This window comes from Paenirhizobium selenitireducens ATCC BAA-1503 (assembly GCF_900492185.1).
GTDB classification, from domain to species: domain Bacteria; phylum Pseudomonadota; class Alphaproteobacteria; order Rhizobiales; family Rhizobiaceae; genus Allorhizobium; species Allorhizobium selenitireducens_A.
This window is the reverse complement of record NZ_UEYP01000014.1, coordinates 1-17,528: the sequence shown is the minus strand read 5'-3', so window position 1 is coordinate 17,528 and position 17,528 is coordinate 1. Positions and strand designations below refer to the sequence as shown.

Here is a 17,528-nt window from a genome sequence, read left to right as displayed (position 1 = left end):
GCGGAGACGAAAAAACCCCGGCGCGAGGCCGGGGCTGCAATTGCTGCTCCAAGCTGGGGTCAGGCGATCCCGCCGAGACACATGTATTTCAGCTCGGTGTAGTCATCGATACCGTATTTCGAACCTTCGCGGCCGAGGCCGGATTGCTTGATGCCACCGAACGGTGCGACCTCGGTGGAGATCAGGCCGGTATTGATGCCGACCATGCCGTATTCGAGCGCTTCGGCAACGCGGAAGATCTTCGCCACGTCCTTCGAGTAGAAGTAGGAGGCGAGGCCGAACTCGGTGTTGTTGGCGAGCTCGATCACCTCTTCCTCGGTCTCGAACTTGAAGAGCGGCGCCACCGGACCGAAGGTTTCCTCGACGGCGACCTTCATGTCGGAGGTCACGCCGGTCAGAATCGTCGGCTGGAAGAACAGGCCGCCCTGGTCGGCCGGCTTGCCGCCCAGTGCCACCTTGGCGCCCTTGGAGACGGCGTCGGCGACGTGCTCCTCGACCTTCTTCAGGGCATTGGTGTCGATCAGCGGACCGGTGGTCACGCCTTCGGCAAAGCCATCGCCCACCTTCATCTGGCCGACGCGCTCGGCGAGCTTGGCGGCGAAGGCATCATAGACGCCCGCCTGGATGTAGAGACGGTTGGCGCAGACGCAGGTCTGGCCGGCATTGCGGTACTTGGAGATCATTGCGCCTTCGACGGCGGCGTCGAGATCCGCGTCGTCGAAGACGATGAACGGGGCGTTGCCGCCCAGTTCAAGGCCGAGCTTCATGATCTGGTCGGCACCCTGGCGCATCAGGATCCGGCCGACATTGGTCGAACCGGTAAACGTCAGCTTGCGGACCTTGTCATTGTCGCAGAACTCCTTGCCGACCATGGCGGCGTCGGTCGAGGTGATGACCGAGAAGACTCCGAGCGGCAGGCCAGCGCGTTCGGCGAGGATGGCGAGCGCCAGGGCCGAAAGCGGAGTCTGGGCGGCGGGCTTCGACACCATGGCGCAACCGACGGCGACGGCGGGTGCCATCTTGCGGGCGAGCATGGCGTTGGGGAAGTTCCACGGCGTGATGGCGCCGACAACGCCGACCGGCTGGCGGATGACCATGATGCGCTTGTCGGCCTGGTGACCGGGAATGGTGTCGCCGTAGACGCGCTTGGCTTCCTCGCCGAACCACTCGACGTAAGAGGCGCCGTAGAGGATTTCGCCGCGGGCCTCCGGCCAGGGTTTGCCCATTTCCATGGTCAGGATGGTGGCCAGGTCGTCGGCATTGGCGACCATCAGGTCAAACAGTTTGCGAAGGACGCCGGCGCGTTCCTTGCCGGTCTTCTTGGCCCAAGCCTTCTGTGCCTTGTCGGCGATTTCGATAGCGCGGGCGACTTCCGCCTGGCCGAGGTTCGGCAGAACGGCGATCACGTCGCCGGTCGCCGGGTTGGTCACTTCAAAGGTCTTTCCGCTGGAGGATGCCGAGACCCACTCGTCGCCGACAAGAGCCTTGTCGGTGGCAAGCGAGGCATCCTTGAGCTTCGAGGCGAGGATGTTGGAAATGGTCATTACTTCTTTTCTCCCACGACTTCGCGGATCGAGGCTTCGATAATGTCGAGCGCTTCGTTGAAGACCTCGTCCTGGATGGTGATCGGCGACAGGAAGCGGATCACGTTACCATAGACGCCGCAGGTGAGGAGAATAAGGCCCTTCTCCAGCGCCTTCAGGCGGATGGCATTGGTCAGGTCAGCGTCCGGCTTGGTTGTGCCGGCCTGGGCGAATTCGACGGCAACCATGAAACCCGGGCCACGGATGTCGGAGATCTGCGGAATGTCGGCGCGCAGGGCTTCGAGGCGCTGCTTGAGACGGCCTCCGAGCTGGTTGGCGCGGTCGCAGAGCTTTTCCTCCTCGATGACGTCGAGAACGGCATGGGATGCGGCGATCGCCAGCGGGTTGCCGGCATAGGTGCCGCCGAGACCGCCGGGGCCAGGGGCGTCCATCAGTTCGGCGCGGCCGGTGACGGCGGACAGCGGGAAGCCGCCGGCCAGGCTCTTCGCCATGGTCATCAGGTCAGGCTGGACGTCGTAGTTTTCCATGCCGAACAGCTTACCGGTACGGGCAAAGCCGGTCTGCACTTCGTCGGCGATCAGCAGGATGCCGTGCTCGTCGCAGATCTGGCGCACCGCCTTCATCAGCGCACGCGGCACTTCGTAGAAGCCGCCTTCGCCCTGCACCGGCTCGAGAATGATCGCGGCGACGCGCTTCGGGTCGACGTCGGCCTTGAACAGCTTGTCGAGAACGTCGAGTGATTCCTCGACGCTGATGCCGTGTAGTTCGATCGGGAAGGGGACGTGGAAGACATCGCCCATCATCTGGCCGAACCCGACCTTATAGGGAACGACCTTGCCGGTCAGCGCCATGCCCATGAAGGTGCGGCCATGGAAGGCGCCGGTAAAGGCGATGACGGCCGAGCGGCCGGTGGCGCAACGGGCGATCTTGACGGCATTTTCGACGGCTTCCGCGCCGGTCGTGGCGAAGATGGTCTTCTTCGGGCCGGCGATCGGAACCAGCTTGTTGAGGCGCTCGGCCAGCGCGACATAGTTCTCGTAGGGCATGACCTGGTGGCAGGTGTGCGTGAAGCAATCGAGCTGCTTCTTCACCGCCTCGATGACCTTCGGATGGCGATGGCCGGTGTTGAGAACTGCGATACCGCCGGCGAAGTCGATGTAGCGACGACCCTCGACATCCCAGACCTCGGCGTTTTCGGCCTTGGCGGCATAGACCTGGGTGGTCATGCCGACGCCGCGCGAGATGGCTTCGTTCTTGCGAACTGCGATTTCGGAGTTCTTCATTTCAAAAATTCCTCTGGTGACGGTTTGACCCTCGGCGTCGGCCATTCGTGTTCGATCGCAAGGCTGCAATATTTCCTACATTTTTTCTGTAGACTTGCAATATGGTTTGTCGCAATTATCACGCATGGCAATGACATCGCGCTGACAGGGTTCGATCCGCATGGATGACATCCGTTTCAAGATTGCCGAGGCCGCCAGGATGGCGGGCGTCTCCGCTTCTACGCTCAGGCTGTGGGAGACGCAGGAACTGATAGAGCCGCTCCGGACTCCCTCCGGTCAGCGGCTTTATGATCGCGCGCTTGTCGAGCGACTGAAGACCATTGCCTGGCTGCGCAGCGAAAAGGGGCTCAATCCGGCGGCGATCCGGCAAAGCCTCCGGGACGAGGATGCGGCGGACGAAGCAGGCTTTGCCGAGGGCGAAGCGGACGGTGGTTCCGAGCAGGCGGAAATGCCGGTCGGGCTCAAGATCCGCCGCCTGCGACGGGATGCGGGCAAGACGCTCGAGGCGGTGGCCCAGGCCACCGGCGTTTCGGTGTCGCAGCTCTCCACCTTCGAGCGCACCTCTCAGGGCCTTTCCTTCACTGCGCTGCACGGCGTCGCCGCCTTTCTCGGCACGACGCTCGCGTCGCTCAGCGGCCAGGAACAGGGCCAGGGCGGGGAATCCCTGATCCGCGATGGCCGATGGCCGACCTGGCCGACGACGACGTCCGGGGTGAAGGTGCAGGTGCTGGCCGAAGGTCGCAACCAGATGGAATGCAACCGCTTCCAGCTGGCGCCCGGCGCTTCCAGCGAAGGGGCCTATCAGCACGAAGGCGAAGAGTTCATCCATGTGCTGTCGGGTAGCCTGGAGATCATCCTCGACGGGGATCGTTTCTTCGAACTGCATGCCGGCGACAGCTTCTATTTCGAAAGCCGCAGGCCGCATTCCTGGCACAACAGCTTCGATGGGGAGACTGTGCTCTTGTGGATCAATACGCCGGCCACGTTTTGAACGGCATCGCCACCGCGACCAACCGCGATCGGACGCCTGGAAAAGAAAAGCCCGGCGATCGTCTCCGATCGCCGGGCTTTCTGCTTTGATGTCCGGCCGGGCTTACATGCCGGCCTTCTTGTCGAAGGCATAGCCGCCGCCGATGGCGACGTTGAGTGCGACATAGTCGGCCGCCATTTGCTGGACGGCCTGGGCAAGGCTTGCCTGCGCGGTCGACACTGAACGCTGGGCGTCGAGTACGTCGAGCAGCGAGGAGGCGCCGTCCTTGTAGCTTGCCGTCGAAAGCGACAGGGCTTCCTCATAAGAGCGAACGGTCGCCGTCAAGGCATTGACGGTCTGGCTGTCGCGGTTGACCGCGGCGAGCGCGTTTTCGACTTCCTCGACCGCATTGAGCACGGAGGCCTTCCAAGCCAGATAAGCGCCGCGTGCGGACGATTCCGCGATGTCGACATTGGCCTTCAGGCGTCCGCCGTCGAGGATCGGCAGGGTCAGGCTGGGGCCAAAGGACCAGGAGGTGATGCTGCCGGCCAGCGACTTCGTCGAAACCCAGGAGGGCGAGATCGAGCCGCCCAGCGTGATGGACGGATAGAGCTGTGCCTCGGCGACGCCGATTTCGGCGACGGCAGCGGCGAGTTCGCGTTCCGCCTTGCGGATGTCCGGACGGTTGCGGATGAGGTCGGCCGGAACGCCGGCATTGACGCTACGCCGCGCGATAGGCTGGGGCGCACCCTTCTGCAGGTCGGCGATGAGCGCGGAGGCCGGCAGGCCCAGCAGGGTGGCGATGTGATGCGCCGACTGACGGAAATTCGTTTCCAGGCCCGGCAGATCGGCGAGCGTCGAATTGACCAGACCTTCCGACTGCACGACGTCGAGACGCGATGCGGCGCCCGCTTCGAGCTGCAGCTTGGTCAGATCCAGCGTCTCGCGCCGCGAGGCAAGGTTCTTACGGGCGATGGCGATGCGTTCCTGATAGTAACGCGCATTGATGTAGGAGGTCACGAGGTCGGACAGATAGGACAGCTTGGCGACGTCGGCGCTGGCATAGGCAGCATCGAGCGAGGCCATGGCCCCTTCCTTGGCGCGGCGATACTGGCCGAAGAGGTCGAGGAGCCAGGACACGCTGAGCCCGGCACTCGCCGTCGAGGTCGTATCGGTGGTGCGGGTGACGTAGTCGCCGGTGCCCCCGGTCTTCGAGAGCGATTCGTCGCCCGACAGGCCCAAAGACGGCAGGCCGCCGGCGCCGGCGACGACGACACTCGCCTGCGCCGCGCTGATGCGCTCGAGCGCCTGCAGGACATCGAGGTTCTGATCGAGACCCTGCTCGACGAGCCCGTTGAGGCGTCGGTCGTTAAAGGCGGTCCACCAGGCTGCCATGGCAACTTCGCCATTGCTCTTCTTGCCGCCTTCGGCAAATTTTTCCGGAAGCGGGGTCTGCGGCGGCGTGTGATCCGGGCCGGTCACACAGCCGGACAGCAGCAGCAGGGCGAGGGGGGCGGCTACGCGAATGGATACCATCGTCTTATCCTAGATTGTAATCAGGGTGTCGAACGCAAGAGCAGGCCTAAAAGACCAATCGCCGTGCGCCCCATGCCTCAACTGCGCCGTGATTCGCAAATCGCGGCGCAGGTATTTTGTTAACCTAGCAAGCCATTGAATGTCATGACAGTGCCTCTTTCGTTTTTGCACGGGTTGTAAGCTTCCGAACGATCACGAAGAAGGAGGGCACGAAGAAGATGCCGAGCGCGGTTGCGGCCAGCATGCCGCCAAGCACGCCGATGCCGATCGAGTTCTGCGCCGCCGAACCGGCACCGGTGGCGATCGCCAGCGGCACGACGCCGAGGATGAAGGCGAGCGAGGTCATGATGATCGGACGCAGGCGAAGGCGCGCGGCCTCTAGCGTTGCGTCCAGGAGGTCTGCTCCCTGCGCCATGCGATCCCGGGCGAACTCGACGATCAGGATGGCGTTCTTCGCGGCAAGGCCGATGGTCGTCAGCAGTCCGACCTTGAAGTAGACGTCATTGGCCTGATCGAAGAAATAGGCGGCGGCAAGGGCGCCGAGCACGCCGACCGGCACGGCCATGATGACAGAGAACGGGATCGACCAGCTCTCATACAGGGCCGCGAGGCAGAGGAAAACGATCAGGATGGACAGGGCGTAGAGAAGCGGAGCCTGCGAACCGGAAAGGCGTTCCTGGTAGGAAATCCCCTGCCAGGCGACCGAATATCCGCCTTCCAGGCCCGCCGTCAGGCGCTCCATTTCGTCCATCGCATCGCCGGAACTGATACCGGGACCCGCTGCACCCTCGAGCGAGATGGCACTGGTGCCGTTGTAGCGCGCCAGAGTGGGCGGGCCACCGACCCAGGAAACCTGGCTGAAAGCCGAAAACGGCACCATCTCGCCGGCCGTGTTGCGGGCATACCAATGACCGAGGTCGTCCGGCTGCATGCGGTAGGGCGCGTCGCCCTGAACGTAGACCGGCTTCAGTTCGTTGTTCAGGGTGAAGTCGTTGACATCGCGGCCGGCGAAGATCGTCGACAGCATGGAATTGACGGTCGCAAGGTCGACGCCCATCGCCCCCATCTTCTCCTGGTCGAGCAGGATCTTCAGCTGGCTCTCTGCATCCGGGCTGTTGGAGCGCAGCGAACTGACCTTGGCATTTGTGGTGCCCAGTCCGATCAGCTGCTTGGAGGCGGCAGTCAATGCCTCGGTGCCGTTATTTCCGCTGTCGACCAGATACATGGAAAAGCCGCTGGAGGTGCCGAGGCCGGGAATGGCCGGCGGCTGGAGCGGGAAGACCATGGCGTCACGGAGGGTGAAGAAATAACCCATCGCCCGCTGCACGACCGCGGAGGCGGCGAGTTCCGGCGCCTTGCGTTCGTCGAAGTCCTTGAGCTTGGCGAAGACGAGTGCGTAGTTCTGGCCCTGGCCGACAAAGCTGAAGCCGGACACGGCGAATACGTCCTGGATCGCGTCCTTCTCCTTCTCAAGGTAATAGTCCTCGATCTTCTTGATCACCTCTTCCGTGCGCGCCGTCGTTGCGCCGTTGGGCAACTGCACGATCGTCATCAGGACGCCCTGGTCTTCCTGCGGCAGGAAGGAGCTCGGCATTCGCATGAAGATCCAGGCGCAGCCACCTATGACGATGGCGAACATCAGCATGACGCGCATCGGGCGCTTCAGCAGGTAGCCGATGCTGGACACATAGCCGTTGGTGGTCCGGTCGAAGTTGCGATTGAACCAGCCCCCAAGCCCCCGGCGTTCCTTGGTGTGGTCGATCGGCTTCAGCATGGTGGCGCAGAGCGCCGGCGTCAGCACGATGGCGACGACGGCGGAAAGCAGCATGGCCGAGACGATGGTAACGGAGAACTGGCGGTAGATGATCCCGGTCGAGCCGCCGAAGAAGGCCATCGGGATGAACACCGCGGTCAGCACGAGTGCAATGCCGATGATCGCACCGGTGATCTCGCCCATCGACTTCTCGGTCGCCTCTAGCGGCGACAGACCTTCCTCCGACATGATGCGCTCAACGTTCTCGACCACGACGATGGCGTCGTCGACGAGTAGGCCGATGGCGAGAACCATGGCGAACATGGTTAGCGTGTTGATCGAGTAACCGGTCAGCGCCAGGATTCCGAAGGTTCCGAGCAGGACGACCGGAACGGCGATCATCGGAATGAGGGTAGCGCGCAGGTTCTGCAGGAAGATCAGCAGGACGAAGAAGACGAGGACGATCGCCTCGATCAGCGTATGGACGACCTTCTCGATCGACAGCTGGACGAAGGGTGAGGTATCGTAAGGATAGGTGATGATCACGTTTTCCGGCAGCGACGGTGCTATGGCCGCGAGTGCCGTTTTTACCCGTTCGGCCGTGTCGAGCGCGTTTGCGCCGGTCGCCAGATTGACCGCAAAGCCGGTGGCGGGATTGCGGTTCGCCCTTGTGTTGGTCGAATAGCTTTCCTGGCCGATCTCGATGCGGGCGACGTCGCTCAGGCGAACCGTGGCGCCGTCGGTCTCGACCTTCAGGATGATGGATTCGAAATCCGAGACGTTCCGCAACTGGCTCTGCGCGGTTACCGTCACACTCAGCTGCTGGCCGGCCGCGACAGGCTGGTTGCCCAGCGAGCCGACGGACACCTGGGTGTTCTGGGCTTGAATGGCGCTGGTGACATCGGTGGGGGTCAGCTGGAACTTGTTGAGCTTGAACGGGTCCAGCCAGACGCGCATGGCGTAGCCGGTACCGAAGACCTCGATGCTGCCCACACCTTCGAGGCGCTTGATCTGGTCCTCGATCTGCGAAGAGAAGATGTCGCCGAGCTCGACAGGCATACGGGCGCCGTCCGTCGATACCAGCGCGCCGACGAGCAGAATGCTCGACGTCGAACGGGTGACGGAAATGCCGGCCGACTGAACCACGTCGGGGAGTTGGGACTGCACGAGCTGAAGCTTGTTCTGTACCTGAACCTGGGCGATGTCCGGCTCGACGCTGTTGCCGAAGGTCAGCGTGACCGAAGCGCGGCCGGTGCTCGACGAGGAAGTCATGTAGGTCAGGTCATCGAGGCCGGTCATGCCGTCCTCGATGATCGACGTCACCGATTTCTCGACCGTTTCGGCGCTTGCGCCGTTGTAGGTCGCGGAGATGCGCACGGTGGTCGGCGCGATTTCCGGATATTGTGAGATGGAAAGCGTGGAAATCGCCAGGGCTCCGCCCAGCATGATCACGATCGCGATCACCCAGGCAAAGATTGGACGACGAATAAAGAACTTGGCCATTGGTTACCCCTTAGCGCCTTTGTACTGCCTGCCGCGCCCGTTCAGGGTTTTGCGGCCGGGCTTGTTTCCGGTGCCTTCGGCGTTTCAACGACGAAACCCTTGTCATCGACGGTTGCTTCGACCGGGGCGACCGGGGCGCCATCGCCGATCCATTGGAACCCGTCGACGATCAGCTTGTCGCCGTCGGCTATCCCTTCGGTGACCAGCCAATTGTTGCCGGATACGGCGCTTTCGGCGAAGGTGCGCGTCTCCACGACACCTTCGGCATTGACGAACTTTGCTGTCAATTCACCACGCGCATCGCGGTTGGCGGCGCGTTGCGGAATGAGATAGCCGTTCTCCTTGCCGACCGTCACGGTGGCGCGGACATACATGCCCGGCAGGATGAGATTGTCCGGGTTGTCGAAAACGGCACGGATCGAATAGGTGCCGGTCGTTTCGCTGACGGCCATTTCCGACATGTCGAGTTTGCCGACATGCGGATATTCTATGCCGTCCTCCAGCGTCAGCTTGATGTCGGCAGTTTCGTCGCCGTCGCTCATCCGGCCGGCCGCGATCGCCTGTTTCAGGCGCAGCAGGTTGGCACTGGATTCGGTGAGTTCGATGTAGATCGGATCGAGACGGCGCAGCGTGGTGAGCGCATCCGTCTGGTTGGCGGTCACGACATTGCCGATGGAGAAATTCGATGCGCTGGTGACGCCTTCGAAGGGGGCGTGGATCTCCGTCAGGTCGAGGTTGATCTGGGCGGCATTCAGCGCCGCCTTGGCCTCGGCGACATCGGCCTTTGCCTGCAGCAGCGTGACCTTGGCATTTTCGAATTCGATCTGGGTGGCGCCGCTGCCGACCAGACGCTCATAGCGGGCAAGGTTGGCCTCAGCGCTCGGAACGCCGGCCTCGGCCTTGGCAAGGCTTGCCTCTGCCTGTGCGACCTGTGCGCGATAGGTGTCGTCCTCGATCTTGTAGAGGAGGGTACCCTCCTTGACTTCATTGCCTTCCTTGAAGGCGATCTCCTTGATGATGCCGCTGACGCGGGGACGAATTTCGGCGACCTGGAAGGCTGCCGCGCGTCCGGGCAACAGCGAGGTCAGCGGTTGTTCCGCCTTCTTCATGACAACGACGCTGACCGGTGATGGCGGTCGTTCGGCCCCGGCCCCAGCCCCGGCCGGAGCCTTGCCAGCGGTTTCTGAATCGTTACAGCCCACCAGCACGGCGGAGAGTACCAACAGGGCTGTGGTCAGCTTAAAGTGTCTTTTCATTGTCGTTTCCGGGTCATCAATGGGGCGGGTCGGTCTAGCGCTACAGCATCACGGGCCGCCATGGAAATTAACTCTCGTTAATCGACGAGGCGCATGACGGAGCAATACAATAAAGGTCTGGCATCAACTGCCAAGTGACGTATTCAAGTTATCGTCACTTGGCAAGAGGGTTTTGCAGCGCAGCATTAATGAGCGCGACGACATCTTCGCAGCGTGTTGCCAATATGTCAGCCTTTTCGTTTGCGATCATGACCGGATGCAAGACGCAGCTGAGTGCGAGAAAGGCCGAATTCGCGGCCTTGTGGCTATTGGCGACCTTGTAGCTGCCTTCCGCAATTCCTTCTTCGATAATGACAGTCAAGTCTGCAAGGAGCCGGTCCCGATAGCGATGGCCGCATTGCAGGTCCTCCTTGGCTGTCAGGAGGACCATCTCGAACAGGTAGGGATTGTCCGCCAGGTCGCGCAGATGACTTTCCATCAGTCGCTTGACGAAGTCCAGCAGACGTTCCGGCGCCGGCTTGGTCGTTTCCAGGCCACTGAGGCGGTCAATCATTTTCTCGATGTGACGCGCCGAAATCGCGTCGACGAGGTTCGTTTTCGAATGGAAATGCTTGAAGACATTGGCGGGCGACATGCCAAGCTCGGTGGCGATGTCGGCGATGGCGACACTCGCATAGCCACGGGTGCGAAAAAGGTGGTCGGCCGTGTTGAGGATGTCCTCGCGCGTTTCCTCGGCCGGCCGGCGGAGGCGGCGCGACGGGGAGCGAGCGGTGCCGTCGTTCGTCGGGACGGCCTTGGTCGATCTAGCCTTTTCGCGCGCGATGGGCACGGTCGGTCAACTCCCGGGGAAGTAGGGGGCGAGGTTCATCCGGACGCGGTCGCGCGGTGTCTCGCCGCGATCATCCGGCTCGAACCGGAGCCCGGTGATGGTTTCGTAGGCCTTTATGTAGACCTTCGAGGTCGCCTCGACCAGTTCGACCGGGATTTCCGGGATCTCGTCCTTGTAGGGATCGCAGCGTTCGGCGACCCATGAGCGGACGAAATCCTTGTCGAAACTCGCCGGGCGCTCGCCCTTCTCGAAGCTCTCTCGATAGCTGTCGGCGATCCAGTAACGGCTGCTGTCCGGCGTGTGGATCTCATCGGCGAGCAGGATCTTGCCGTTGGCATCGGTGCCGAATTCATACTTCGTATCGACAAGGATCAGGCCGCGCTTGGCGGCGATTTCCTGGCCACGGGCGAACAGTGCCAGCGCATAGCGCGAGACCGTATCCCACTGTTCCTGCGTCAGCAGACCTTCCGAGACGATCTGCTCCGCACTGAGCGGTTCGTCGTGACCGCCATCGAAGGCCTTGCTCGTCGGGGTAATGATCGGCTCGGGCAAGACCTGGTTGTCACGCAGGCCGTCCGGCAGGGTGATGCCGTACATCTTGCGCTCGCCCTTCTTGTAAAGCGTGAGTACCGAGGTGCCGGTGGTGCCGGCGAGATAGCCGCGCACGACGATCTCCACCGGCAAGATGTCCAGCCGCTTGCCGACCACGACATTCGGGTCGGGATAGGCGACGACATGATTGGGGCAGATGTCGGCGGTCTCCTCGAACCAGTAGCGCGCCGTCTGGGTCAGCACCTGTCCCTTGTAGGGAATGCAGGTGAGGATCCGGTCAAAGGCGCTCAGCCGGTCGGTCGAGATGATGATGCGGTTGCCGTCGGGCAGATCATAGTTCTCGCGCACCTTGCCGCGATAATAGTTCGGCAGTTCGGGGAAGTGGGCTTCGGAGAGAATGCGCAACGGCGTTACCCTTTGATCAGCGGGTCGAAACGGCCGATGTGCCAGCCGGACCAGGATTTCGAGCCGACCGTAATTCGAGCGGTGGCTTCTGTAAGGCCGGTACCGCAAGCCGGCGTCTTTTTCAAAGAAAAAAGCGCGTGACCCAGGGCCACGCGCTTCGCGTCGTCATTCCTGCGGAACAGCTCCGCAGGCCATCAGGCGAAAGTCAGGCGGTTCACTTCGGTCATGCGCGAGACAAGACCGTTCGAGCGAACGCCCTTGATGACCGATACGACCGAGAAGGTGATCACGGCCTCGGCGACGAAGACCGGGAAGTAGGCGGCGACCCAGGTTGCCCAGTCGGCAAGGGCAAAGCTGTCATTCGAGATCATCAGCCAGAAGCCGACCATGGCGGAGACGCCCGCATAGTAGACGGCGTCGATGCGCAGGACCTTGCCGAGGCTGAAGCGGTCGCGAAGGTTCGCGTCGAACAGGCGGCGGCCGAAGCTATAGTGAGCGGCGACCATGGGGATCATCAAGGACAGGGCGTTGACGCCGAGATGCGGGATGTCGCCCGGCTCAAACAGGAATGCCTGCAGGACGAGGCCCAGAGCGAAACCGAGCATGGCTGGCGCGAAGCCGAACAGCATGTAGATGGTCGTGGCGCCGATCAGGTGGAGCTCGGATGGGCCGACCGGCAGGTGCCAGATCTGCATCATGGCGGAGAAGCCGACAGCGGCCAGGATGGCCTTCGGCAGGACCAGCGGATTCCGGACGACCGCCGGGAGTTGAGCGGCCACGAGGGCGAGGGCGGCTGCGTTCGCCAGGGCGAGGCGCGCCGGATCGATGATTCCAACTTCGATATGCATTTGTCGTTCCTTTCGTCCGCGCCCACCGCGCGGTTCTTCAGTGGATGCCGCTTTCGCGGCGCGTGCGATGGCAGGTCTCCTGGCTCACGGGTCTCGGCTCGGTCCGCCTTATCAGCCGTTTTCGGCCAATGGCATTCTGGACGTCGCTCGCCGTTTACAGTTGCGGGGGCAGCCACGGTTTCGGCCCCTGATGGGTAGTCCTCACCGTATTCCCTCTTCGTCCGCCTCTCCGTTCGGTTTGGCAGAACCATCACGATCACACTAATAGGATCATTGCGCGACGCATGTCCAGAAGCGGCATGTGTTTTGCCGCAGTTCAGCCGTTTCGGCGAGCGGCCATTCGTCGATGGCTACCGGACGGGCGCCTCGCCACATCTGGCCAATGTCATTTTGCCGCATTGCTGCACATCGCCTCAGTCAGTAGGGGTGACGAATGTCAAGATTGCGCGACCCGGGAAGGATGAAGCGATGATTGCACGGATGATTTACCGATTGCCGTTGTTCGGTTGGATGCTGAAGGAAGCGGTCGTCGGACCGACCACGGCAAAGGTGCTGTTCGTTCTCAACCTGCTGCTGGTCTGGTTGCTCGCGATCCTTGCCTTCGGCTATCCCGCCATCATTCTTCCCGCACTGGCAGCTGTGCCCACCATGTTCGTGATCCTGATCCTGATCACCAAGGGGTAAGTCCCGAAGCAGCGGGACGACCGATCTCGAAGCGCCGTTCAGGGCCAGTCGGCATAGGTTGCCGTGAAGGTTCCACGCTGTTCGTCACCCGCGACCCGGGCCCGCCGGCGATAGGCGGCCGGAGGCAGGCCGGTCTGGCGCTTGAAGAAATGGCTGAAATAGGTGGCGTCGCGGAAGCCGAGCGTATCGGCGATCTCCTGAATGCTGCGCGTCGAGCGTTCGAGGTTGAGTGCTGCCTCCCGCGTCAACCGTTCATGGACGAGTTGCAGTGGTGCGCGGCCCGTTGTGCGTCGGCATATGTCGTGCAGGCGGTCGGTGGTTATGCCGAGTTCGCCCGCATAGGTGGCGATCGAGCGCTGGCTGCGGAAATGACGCTCGACCAGTTGACGGAAGCGAAAGAGTAGGTTTGTCGAACCCGGTTCCTCTGCGGTTCGTCCCTGGTCGGGAAGCACCAATCGGCAGGTCTCGATCAGGATCAGGGTGACATAGGCCTCGGTGGCCGTGCGGGCCTCTCCGTTTTCCTCCTCTCTTTCGCGGGCAAGGCCGGCGAGCAGCGGCGCAAGGCGCGCCATATGACGCCGCTCGACGGGGATCCCCCGAGGCTCGGCGGACAGAAGGCTGCACAAGAGTTCGCCATTCGCAGATTTGCTCTCATCAATATCTGCCCGCGCAAGTCCGATCAGCGAGGCGTTAGATCCCGCTTCCACGACGAGTTTCATTGGGCCGGACCCGGGCAGGAAGGCGAGGCAGGGGGCTTGCCAGGCGTCGTTGCCGGCGACGTGTTCGCGGCTGACCTTGCCGCTTTCGACGAACAGCAGGTGGCCGAGCGTCTCTGGGGCGGAAGCGACCTGTAGGGTGCGCGCCGCAAGCGTCGGCTCGAAGTGGCGAAAATCGACTTCCCCCTTTGCACGAACCATCGCCTTGCCCCTGTCGAACCTTTTCCCGAAAAATCACAAGATAAACCCAACTTTCCGCATTCTCAATGCGCGCCTCGGCGGCTAGTCTCGTGTCGCCTTTGGGAGGAGGCTCATTCAGGCATGTTCCAGGCGAAGCTCATCATCGACAACCGCGACCAGGAGGCGGAAGGTTCGGCCACCTTCATGCGGCACGATCCCGTCGGCGGCGCCGTGGTGACGATTGCGTCCGCCGCCTCGATGAATGACGCGCGCCGGGCGGCCGATGCCGCGGCTGCGGCCTTCCCGAGCTGGTCGCTGACCGGGCCAGGCGAAAGACGCGCCATTCTCCTTGCCGCCGCCGATCGTCTCCTTGCCCGTTCCGGTGAAATCAATTCGGCGATGACCGCCGAGACGGGAGCCACGGACGCCTGGTGCCGCTTCAACATCGAGCTTGCGGCAGAAATCCTGCGCGACGCTGCGGGCATGACCACCCAGATTTGCGGTTCTCTGCTCCCCTCCGACCAGGGAGCATTGCTCTCCATGGGCTTGCGCCAGCCGGCCGGCGTCTGCCTCGGCATGGCGCCATGGAACGCGCCGATCATCCTCGGCGCAAGGGCGATCGCCATGCCCCTCGCCTGCGGCAACACGGTGGTGCTCAAGGCATCCGAGCTATGCCCGCACACACACCGTCTTTTGGCCGACGTCCTGATCGAGGCCGGCACGCCTGCCGGTGTCGTCAATGTCGTCAGCAACGCGCCGCAGGATGCCGAAGACATCGTCGAGGTGCTGATCGGCCATCCCGCCGTCCGTCGCGTCAATTTCACCGGCTCCACCCGTGTCGGCCGGATCGTCGCGCAGATCGCCGCACGGCATCTCAAGCCTTGCCTGCTGGAACTCGGTGGCAAGGCGCCGCTCGTGGTGCTCGCCGATGCCGATCTCGATCATGCGGTCGACGCGGCGGCCTTCGGCGCCTTCTTCAACCAGGGCCAGATCTGCATGTCGACCGAGCGGATCATCCTGCTCGACCCGATCGCGGACGAATTTGCCGCGCGGTTTGCCGCGAAGTCCCGCTCCCTCAAGGCCGGCGACCCGCGGATCTCGGGCATTGCGCTTGGGCCGATGATCGGTGCCGAGGCGGTCCAGCGGGTGAGGGGCCTCGTTGCCGATGCGCAGGCCAAGGGGGCATCGCTGCTTGTCGGCGGCACGACCCATGACAGTTTCATGGACGCAACCGTGCTCGACCATGTCACGCCGGTGATGCGGCTCTACCGCGAGGAGAGTTTTGGCCCGGTCGCGGCACTGATCCGGGCGGAAAGCCTCGATGAGGCGGTGACGATCGCCAATGACTGCCAGTACGGCCTGTCGGCCTCGGTCTTCGGGCGGGACATCGGCCAGGCGATCGCGGTCGCGCGTCGCATCGAGTCCGGCATATGCCACGTCAACGGCGCGACCGTCACGGACGATCCCCATGCTCCTTTCGGTGGCGTGAAGGCCAGCGGCTACGGCCGTTTCGGCGGCCAGCAGGCGGTCGAGGCGTTTACCGAGCTACGCTGGATCACCGTCAATCCGCACCGCCGGCCTTATCCCATCTAGGACGGCTTCAGCTCCATCAGACACACCATTGCCCACGACAACGAGAGGATATCAGAAAATGGACATCAAGCAGATCATTAACGGCAAGCCGGTCGGAGCGATTTCCGGCAAGACCTTCGTACGCCACGATCCCTTTACCGGCGCCGTCGCCAGCGCCGCCCCGGCCAGCGGCATTGAGGATGTCAAGGCAGCGGTGGCCGCTGCCGCTGGCGCCTTCCCGGCCTGGTCGAAGATCGGCCCCGGCGCCCGGCGCGCCCTTCTTTCCAAGGCCGCCGACGTTATGGATGCAAAGGCCCCGGATTTCATCGCCCTTCTGACCGCCGAGACCGGCGGCACGGCCCCTTGGGCCGGGTTCAACGTCATGCTGGCCGCCAATATGTTGCGCGAAGCGGCGGCGATGACCACGCAGATCCATGGCGAGATCATTCCGTCCGACAAGCCGGGATCGCTGTCGATGGGCGTGCGCCAGGCGGCCGGCGTCTGCGTCGGCATTGCGCCGTGGAACGCGCCGGTCATCCTCGGCACAAGAGCCATCGCCATGGCGCTCGCCTGCGGCAATACCGTCATCCTCAAGGCGTCGGAACAGTGCCCCGGCCTGCATGTGATGATCGGCCAGGTGATGGTCGAGGCCGGCCTGCCGGATGGCGTCGTCAACGTCATCACCAATGCGCCGGAAGACGCGGCGCAGGTGGTCGAGGCGCTGATCGCCGCCCCCGAGGTCAAGCGCGTCAACTTCACCGGCTCGACCCGCGTCGGCCGGATCATCGGCGAACTGTGCGGCCGGCACCTGAAGCCGGCGCTGCTCGAGCTCGGCGGCAAGGCTCCGTTGATCGTGCTCGACGATGCCGACATCGACGGTGCGGTCAATGCCGCGGTGTTCGGCGCCTTCATGAACCAGGGGCAGATCTGCATGTCGACCGAGCGCTTCATCGTCGACGAGACGGTGGCCGATGAATTCGTCGCCAAGCTGTCGGCGCGTGCCGCCCAGCTGCCGGCAGGCGATCCGCGCGGTCATGTCGTGCTCGGCTCGCTGGTGAGCCCGGAGGCTGCCGCCAAGATGGAGGCCATGGTCGCCGACGCGGTGGGGAAGGGTGCCAAGGTCGTGGCCGGGGGCAAGCGACACGGCTCCGTTTTCGAGGCGACGGTGATCGACGCCGTGCATGACGGCATGCGGGTCTTTACCGAGGAATCCTTCGGTCCGGTCAAGCCGGTGATCCGGGTATCGGGTGAGGAAGAGGCCATCCGTGTCGCCAATGACAGCGAATATGGCCTGTCCTCTGCCGTCTTCAGCCGCGATGTACAGCGGGCCTTGCGGGTGGCCGAGCAACTCGAGACGGGGATCTGCCACATCAACGGCCCGACACTGCACGACGAGGCGCAGATGCCGTTCGGCGGCGTCAAGGGGAGCGGCTATGGCCGTTTCGGCGGCAAGGCGGCGATCAACGAATTCACCACGCTGCGATGGGTGACGATCGAGGACGCGCAGCAGCACTATCCCTTCTAGTCCTGACAAGGGACTGTGCCAGCCGCGTTGACATGCGGCTGGCATAGCCTCAAGTGGCATTGGTCGCTGGCCTTGAAATCCCCGATTGAACACCCCAATTGATGAAGGGAAGTCTGAGAGTTTAGTTCTGTCGGCGACCAAGCGCTCTGCCGGAGGGTGGTTAAAATTTCTTATTTTTTTCAATGACTTGAGAAAAACGACAGTTTTTTGACAAAAGGCTGTTGACTTGTTTCTGGGGGTGAGTTTATAACCCCGCTCACTGAACGAGGGCGGCGGCGCTGCTGGCGACGAAGTCTTTCGTTCATGAGAAATCTTCTGGAAATTGGCTGAGATGCTGATGGGTTGCCGGACTGGATGGTTTGGCGGGAAGAT

The 17,528-nt window shown here is 62.9% G+C and carries 14 protein-coding genes and 1 riboswitch; of the genes, 4 read left to right on the top strand and 10 right to left on the bottom strand.

Features of this window, described 5'->3' with window-relative positions; genetic code table 11:
- Positions 1–59: 59 nt before the first annotated feature.
- Entirely contained in the window at positions 60–1,544 is a 1,485-nt protein-coding gene (locus RHIZ70P_RS18505; protein ID WP_115671955.1) for an NAD-dependent succinate-semialdehyde dehydrogenase, read from the bottom strand.
- Positions 1,544–2,827, bottom strand: a complete 1,284-nt coding sequence (locus RHIZ70P_RS18500; RefSeq protein ID WP_115671954.1) for a 4-aminobutyrate--2-oxoglutarate transaminase — start codon at positions 2,825–2,827, stop codon at positions 1,544–1,546. The genes RHIZ70P_RS18505 and RHIZ70P_RS18500 overlap by 1 nt, the downstream gene beginning before the upstream one ends.
- A 160-nt stretch (positions 2,828–2,987) precedes the next feature.
- On the opposite strand from RHIZ70P_RS18500, the gene RHIZ70P_RS18495 reads away from it, so the two are divergent.
- Entirely contained in the window at positions 2,988–3,818 is an 831-nt protein-coding gene (locus RHIZ70P_RS18495; RefSeq protein WP_115671953.1) for a MerR family transcriptional regulator, read from the top strand.
- Between the two features lie 102 nt (positions 3,819–3,920).
- On the opposite strand, the gene RHIZ70P_RS18490 is transcribed toward RHIZ70P_RS18495, so the two are convergent.
- The 6 genes from RHIZ70P_RS18490 to RHIZ70P_RS18465 all read right to left on the bottom strand — a co-directional run bounded on the left by RHIZ70P_RS18490 (position 3,921) and on the right by RHIZ70P_RS18465 (position 12,479).
- Positions 3,921–5,333 carry an efflux transporter outer membrane subunit gene (locus RHIZ70P_RS18490; RefSeq protein WP_115671952.1) on the bottom strand — a complete coding sequence of 471 codons (1,413 nt, stop codon included), beginning with the start codon at positions 5,331–5,333 and terminating at the stop codon, positions 3,921–3,923.
- Positions 5,334–5,475: 142 nt separating this feature from the next.
- Entirely contained in the window at positions 5,476–8,589 is a 3,114-nt protein-coding gene (locus RHIZ70P_RS18485) for an efflux RND transporter permease subunit (protein ID WP_115671951.1), read from the bottom strand.
- A gap of 41 nt (positions 8,590–8,630) precedes the next feature.
- Positions 8,631–9,845, bottom strand: coding sequence for an efflux RND transporter periplasmic adaptor subunit (locus RHIZ70P_RS18480; protein ID WP_115671950.1), 1,215 nt, complete (start codon positions 9,843–9,845; stop codon positions 8,631–8,633).
- Between the two features lie 154 nt (positions 9,846–9,999).
- Positions 10,000–10,560: a TetR family transcriptional regulator gene (locus RHIZ70P_RS18475; RefSeq protein WP_235842279.1), complete on the bottom strand. Its 561-nt coding sequence runs from the start codon at positions 10,558–10,560 to the stop codon at positions 10,000–10,002.
- 120 nt (positions 10,561–10,680) lie between these two features.
- On the bottom strand, positions 10,681–11,631 hold the full coding sequence (locus RHIZ70P_RS18470; RefSeq protein ID WP_115671949.1) for a phosphoribosylaminoimidazolesuccinocarboxamide synthase: 951 nt from the start codon (positions 11,629–11,631) through the stop codon (positions 10,681–10,683).
- 194 nt (positions 11,632–11,825) lie between these two features.
- Positions 11,826–12,479 carry an energy-coupling factor ABC transporter permease gene (locus tag RHIZ70P_RS18465; RefSeq protein WP_115671948.1) on the bottom strand — a complete coding sequence of 218 codons (654 nt, stop codon included), beginning with the start codon at positions 12,477–12,479 and terminating at the stop codon, positions 11,826–11,828.
- Positions 12,480–12,530: 51 nt separating this feature from the next.
- Positions 12,531–12,746: riboswitch (cobalamin riboswitch) on the bottom strand.
- 39 nt (positions 12,747–12,785) lie between these two features.
- Here RHIZ70P_RS18465 and RHIZ70P_RS23305 point away from each other — a divergent pair.
- Positions 12,786–13,163: a hypothetical protein gene (locus RHIZ70P_RS23305; RefSeq protein ID WP_235842276.1), complete on the top strand. Its 378-nt coding sequence runs from the start codon at positions 12,786–12,788 to the stop codon at positions 13,161–13,163.
- 38 nt (positions 13,164–13,201) lie between these two features.
- Here the strand turns inward: RHIZ70P_RS23305 and RHIZ70P_RS18455 are convergent, their stop codons facing one another.
- Positions 13,202–14,080 (bottom strand): helix-turn-helix domain-containing protein, encoded by an 879-nt coding sequence (locus tag RHIZ70P_RS18455; RefSeq protein WP_115671947.1) that lies wholly within the window; start codon positions 14,078–14,080, stop codon positions 13,202–13,204.
- Between the two features lie 120 nt (positions 14,081–14,200).
- Here RHIZ70P_RS18455 and RHIZ70P_RS18450 point away from each other — a divergent pair, with 120 nt between their 5' ends.
- Together RHIZ70P_RS18450 and RHIZ70P_RS18445 are read left to right on the top strand one after the other, a co-directional pair.
- Positions 14,201–15,652, top strand: coding sequence for an aldehyde dehydrogenase (locus RHIZ70P_RS18450; RefSeq protein WP_115671946.1), 1,452 nt, complete (start codon positions 14,201–14,203; stop codon positions 15,650–15,652).
- A gap of 58 nt (positions 15,653–15,710) precedes the next feature.
- Entirely contained in the window at positions 15,711–17,156 is a 1,446-nt protein-coding gene (locus RHIZ70P_RS18445) for an aldehyde dehydrogenase (RefSeq protein ID WP_115671945.1), read from the top strand.
- A 179-nt stretch (positions 17,157–17,335) separates the two neighbouring features.
- On the opposite strand, the gene RHIZ70P_RS23175 is transcribed toward RHIZ70P_RS18445, so the two are convergent.
- Positions 17,336–17,528, bottom strand: a 193-nt coding sequence (locus RHIZ70P_RS23175) for a hypothetical protein (RefSeq protein ID WP_210209759.1), incomplete at its 5' end; no start/stop codon positions are given.

Coding starts and splice junctions, on each gene's coding strand:
- RHIZ70P_RS18465 (WP_115671948.1), bottom strand. CDS start 12,479: ATGCATATCGAAGTTGGAATCATCGATCCGGCGCGCCTCGCCCTGGCG.
- RHIZ70P_RS18495 (WP_115671953.1), top strand. CDS start 2,988: ATGGATGACATCCGTTTCAAGATTGCCGAGGCCGCCAGGATGGCGGGC.
- RHIZ70P_RS18480 (WP_115671950.1), bottom strand. CDS start 9,845: ATGAAAAGACACTTTAAGCTGACCACAGCCCTGTTGGTACTCTCCGCC.
- RHIZ70P_RS18450 (WP_115671946.1), top strand. CDS start 14,201: ATGTTCCAGGCGAAGCTCATCATCGACAACCGCGACCAGGAGGCGGAA.
- RHIZ70P_RS18445 (WP_115671945.1), top strand. CDS start 15,711: ATGGACATCAAGCAGATCATTAACGGCAAGCCGGTCGGAGCGATTTCC.
- RHIZ70P_RS18485 (WP_115671951.1), bottom strand. CDS start 8,589: ATGGCCAAGTTCTTTATTCGTCGTCCAATCTTTGCCTGGGTGATCGCG.
- RHIZ70P_RS18490 (WP_115671952.1), bottom strand. CDS start 5,333: ATGGTATCCATTCGCGTAGCCGCCCCCCTCGCCCTGCTGCTGCTGTCC.
- RHIZ70P_RS18505 (WP_115671955.1), bottom strand. CDS start 1,544: ATGACCATTTCCAACATCCTCGCCTCGAAGCTCAAGGATGCCTCGCTT.
- RHIZ70P_RS18455 (WP_115671947.1), bottom strand. CDS start 14,080: ATGGTTCGTGCAAAGGGGGAAGTCGATTTTCGCCACTTCGAGCCGACG.
- RHIZ70P_RS18500 (WP_115671954.1), bottom strand. CDS start 2,827: ATGAAGAACTCCGAAATCGCAGTTCGCAAGAACGAAGCCATCTCGCGC.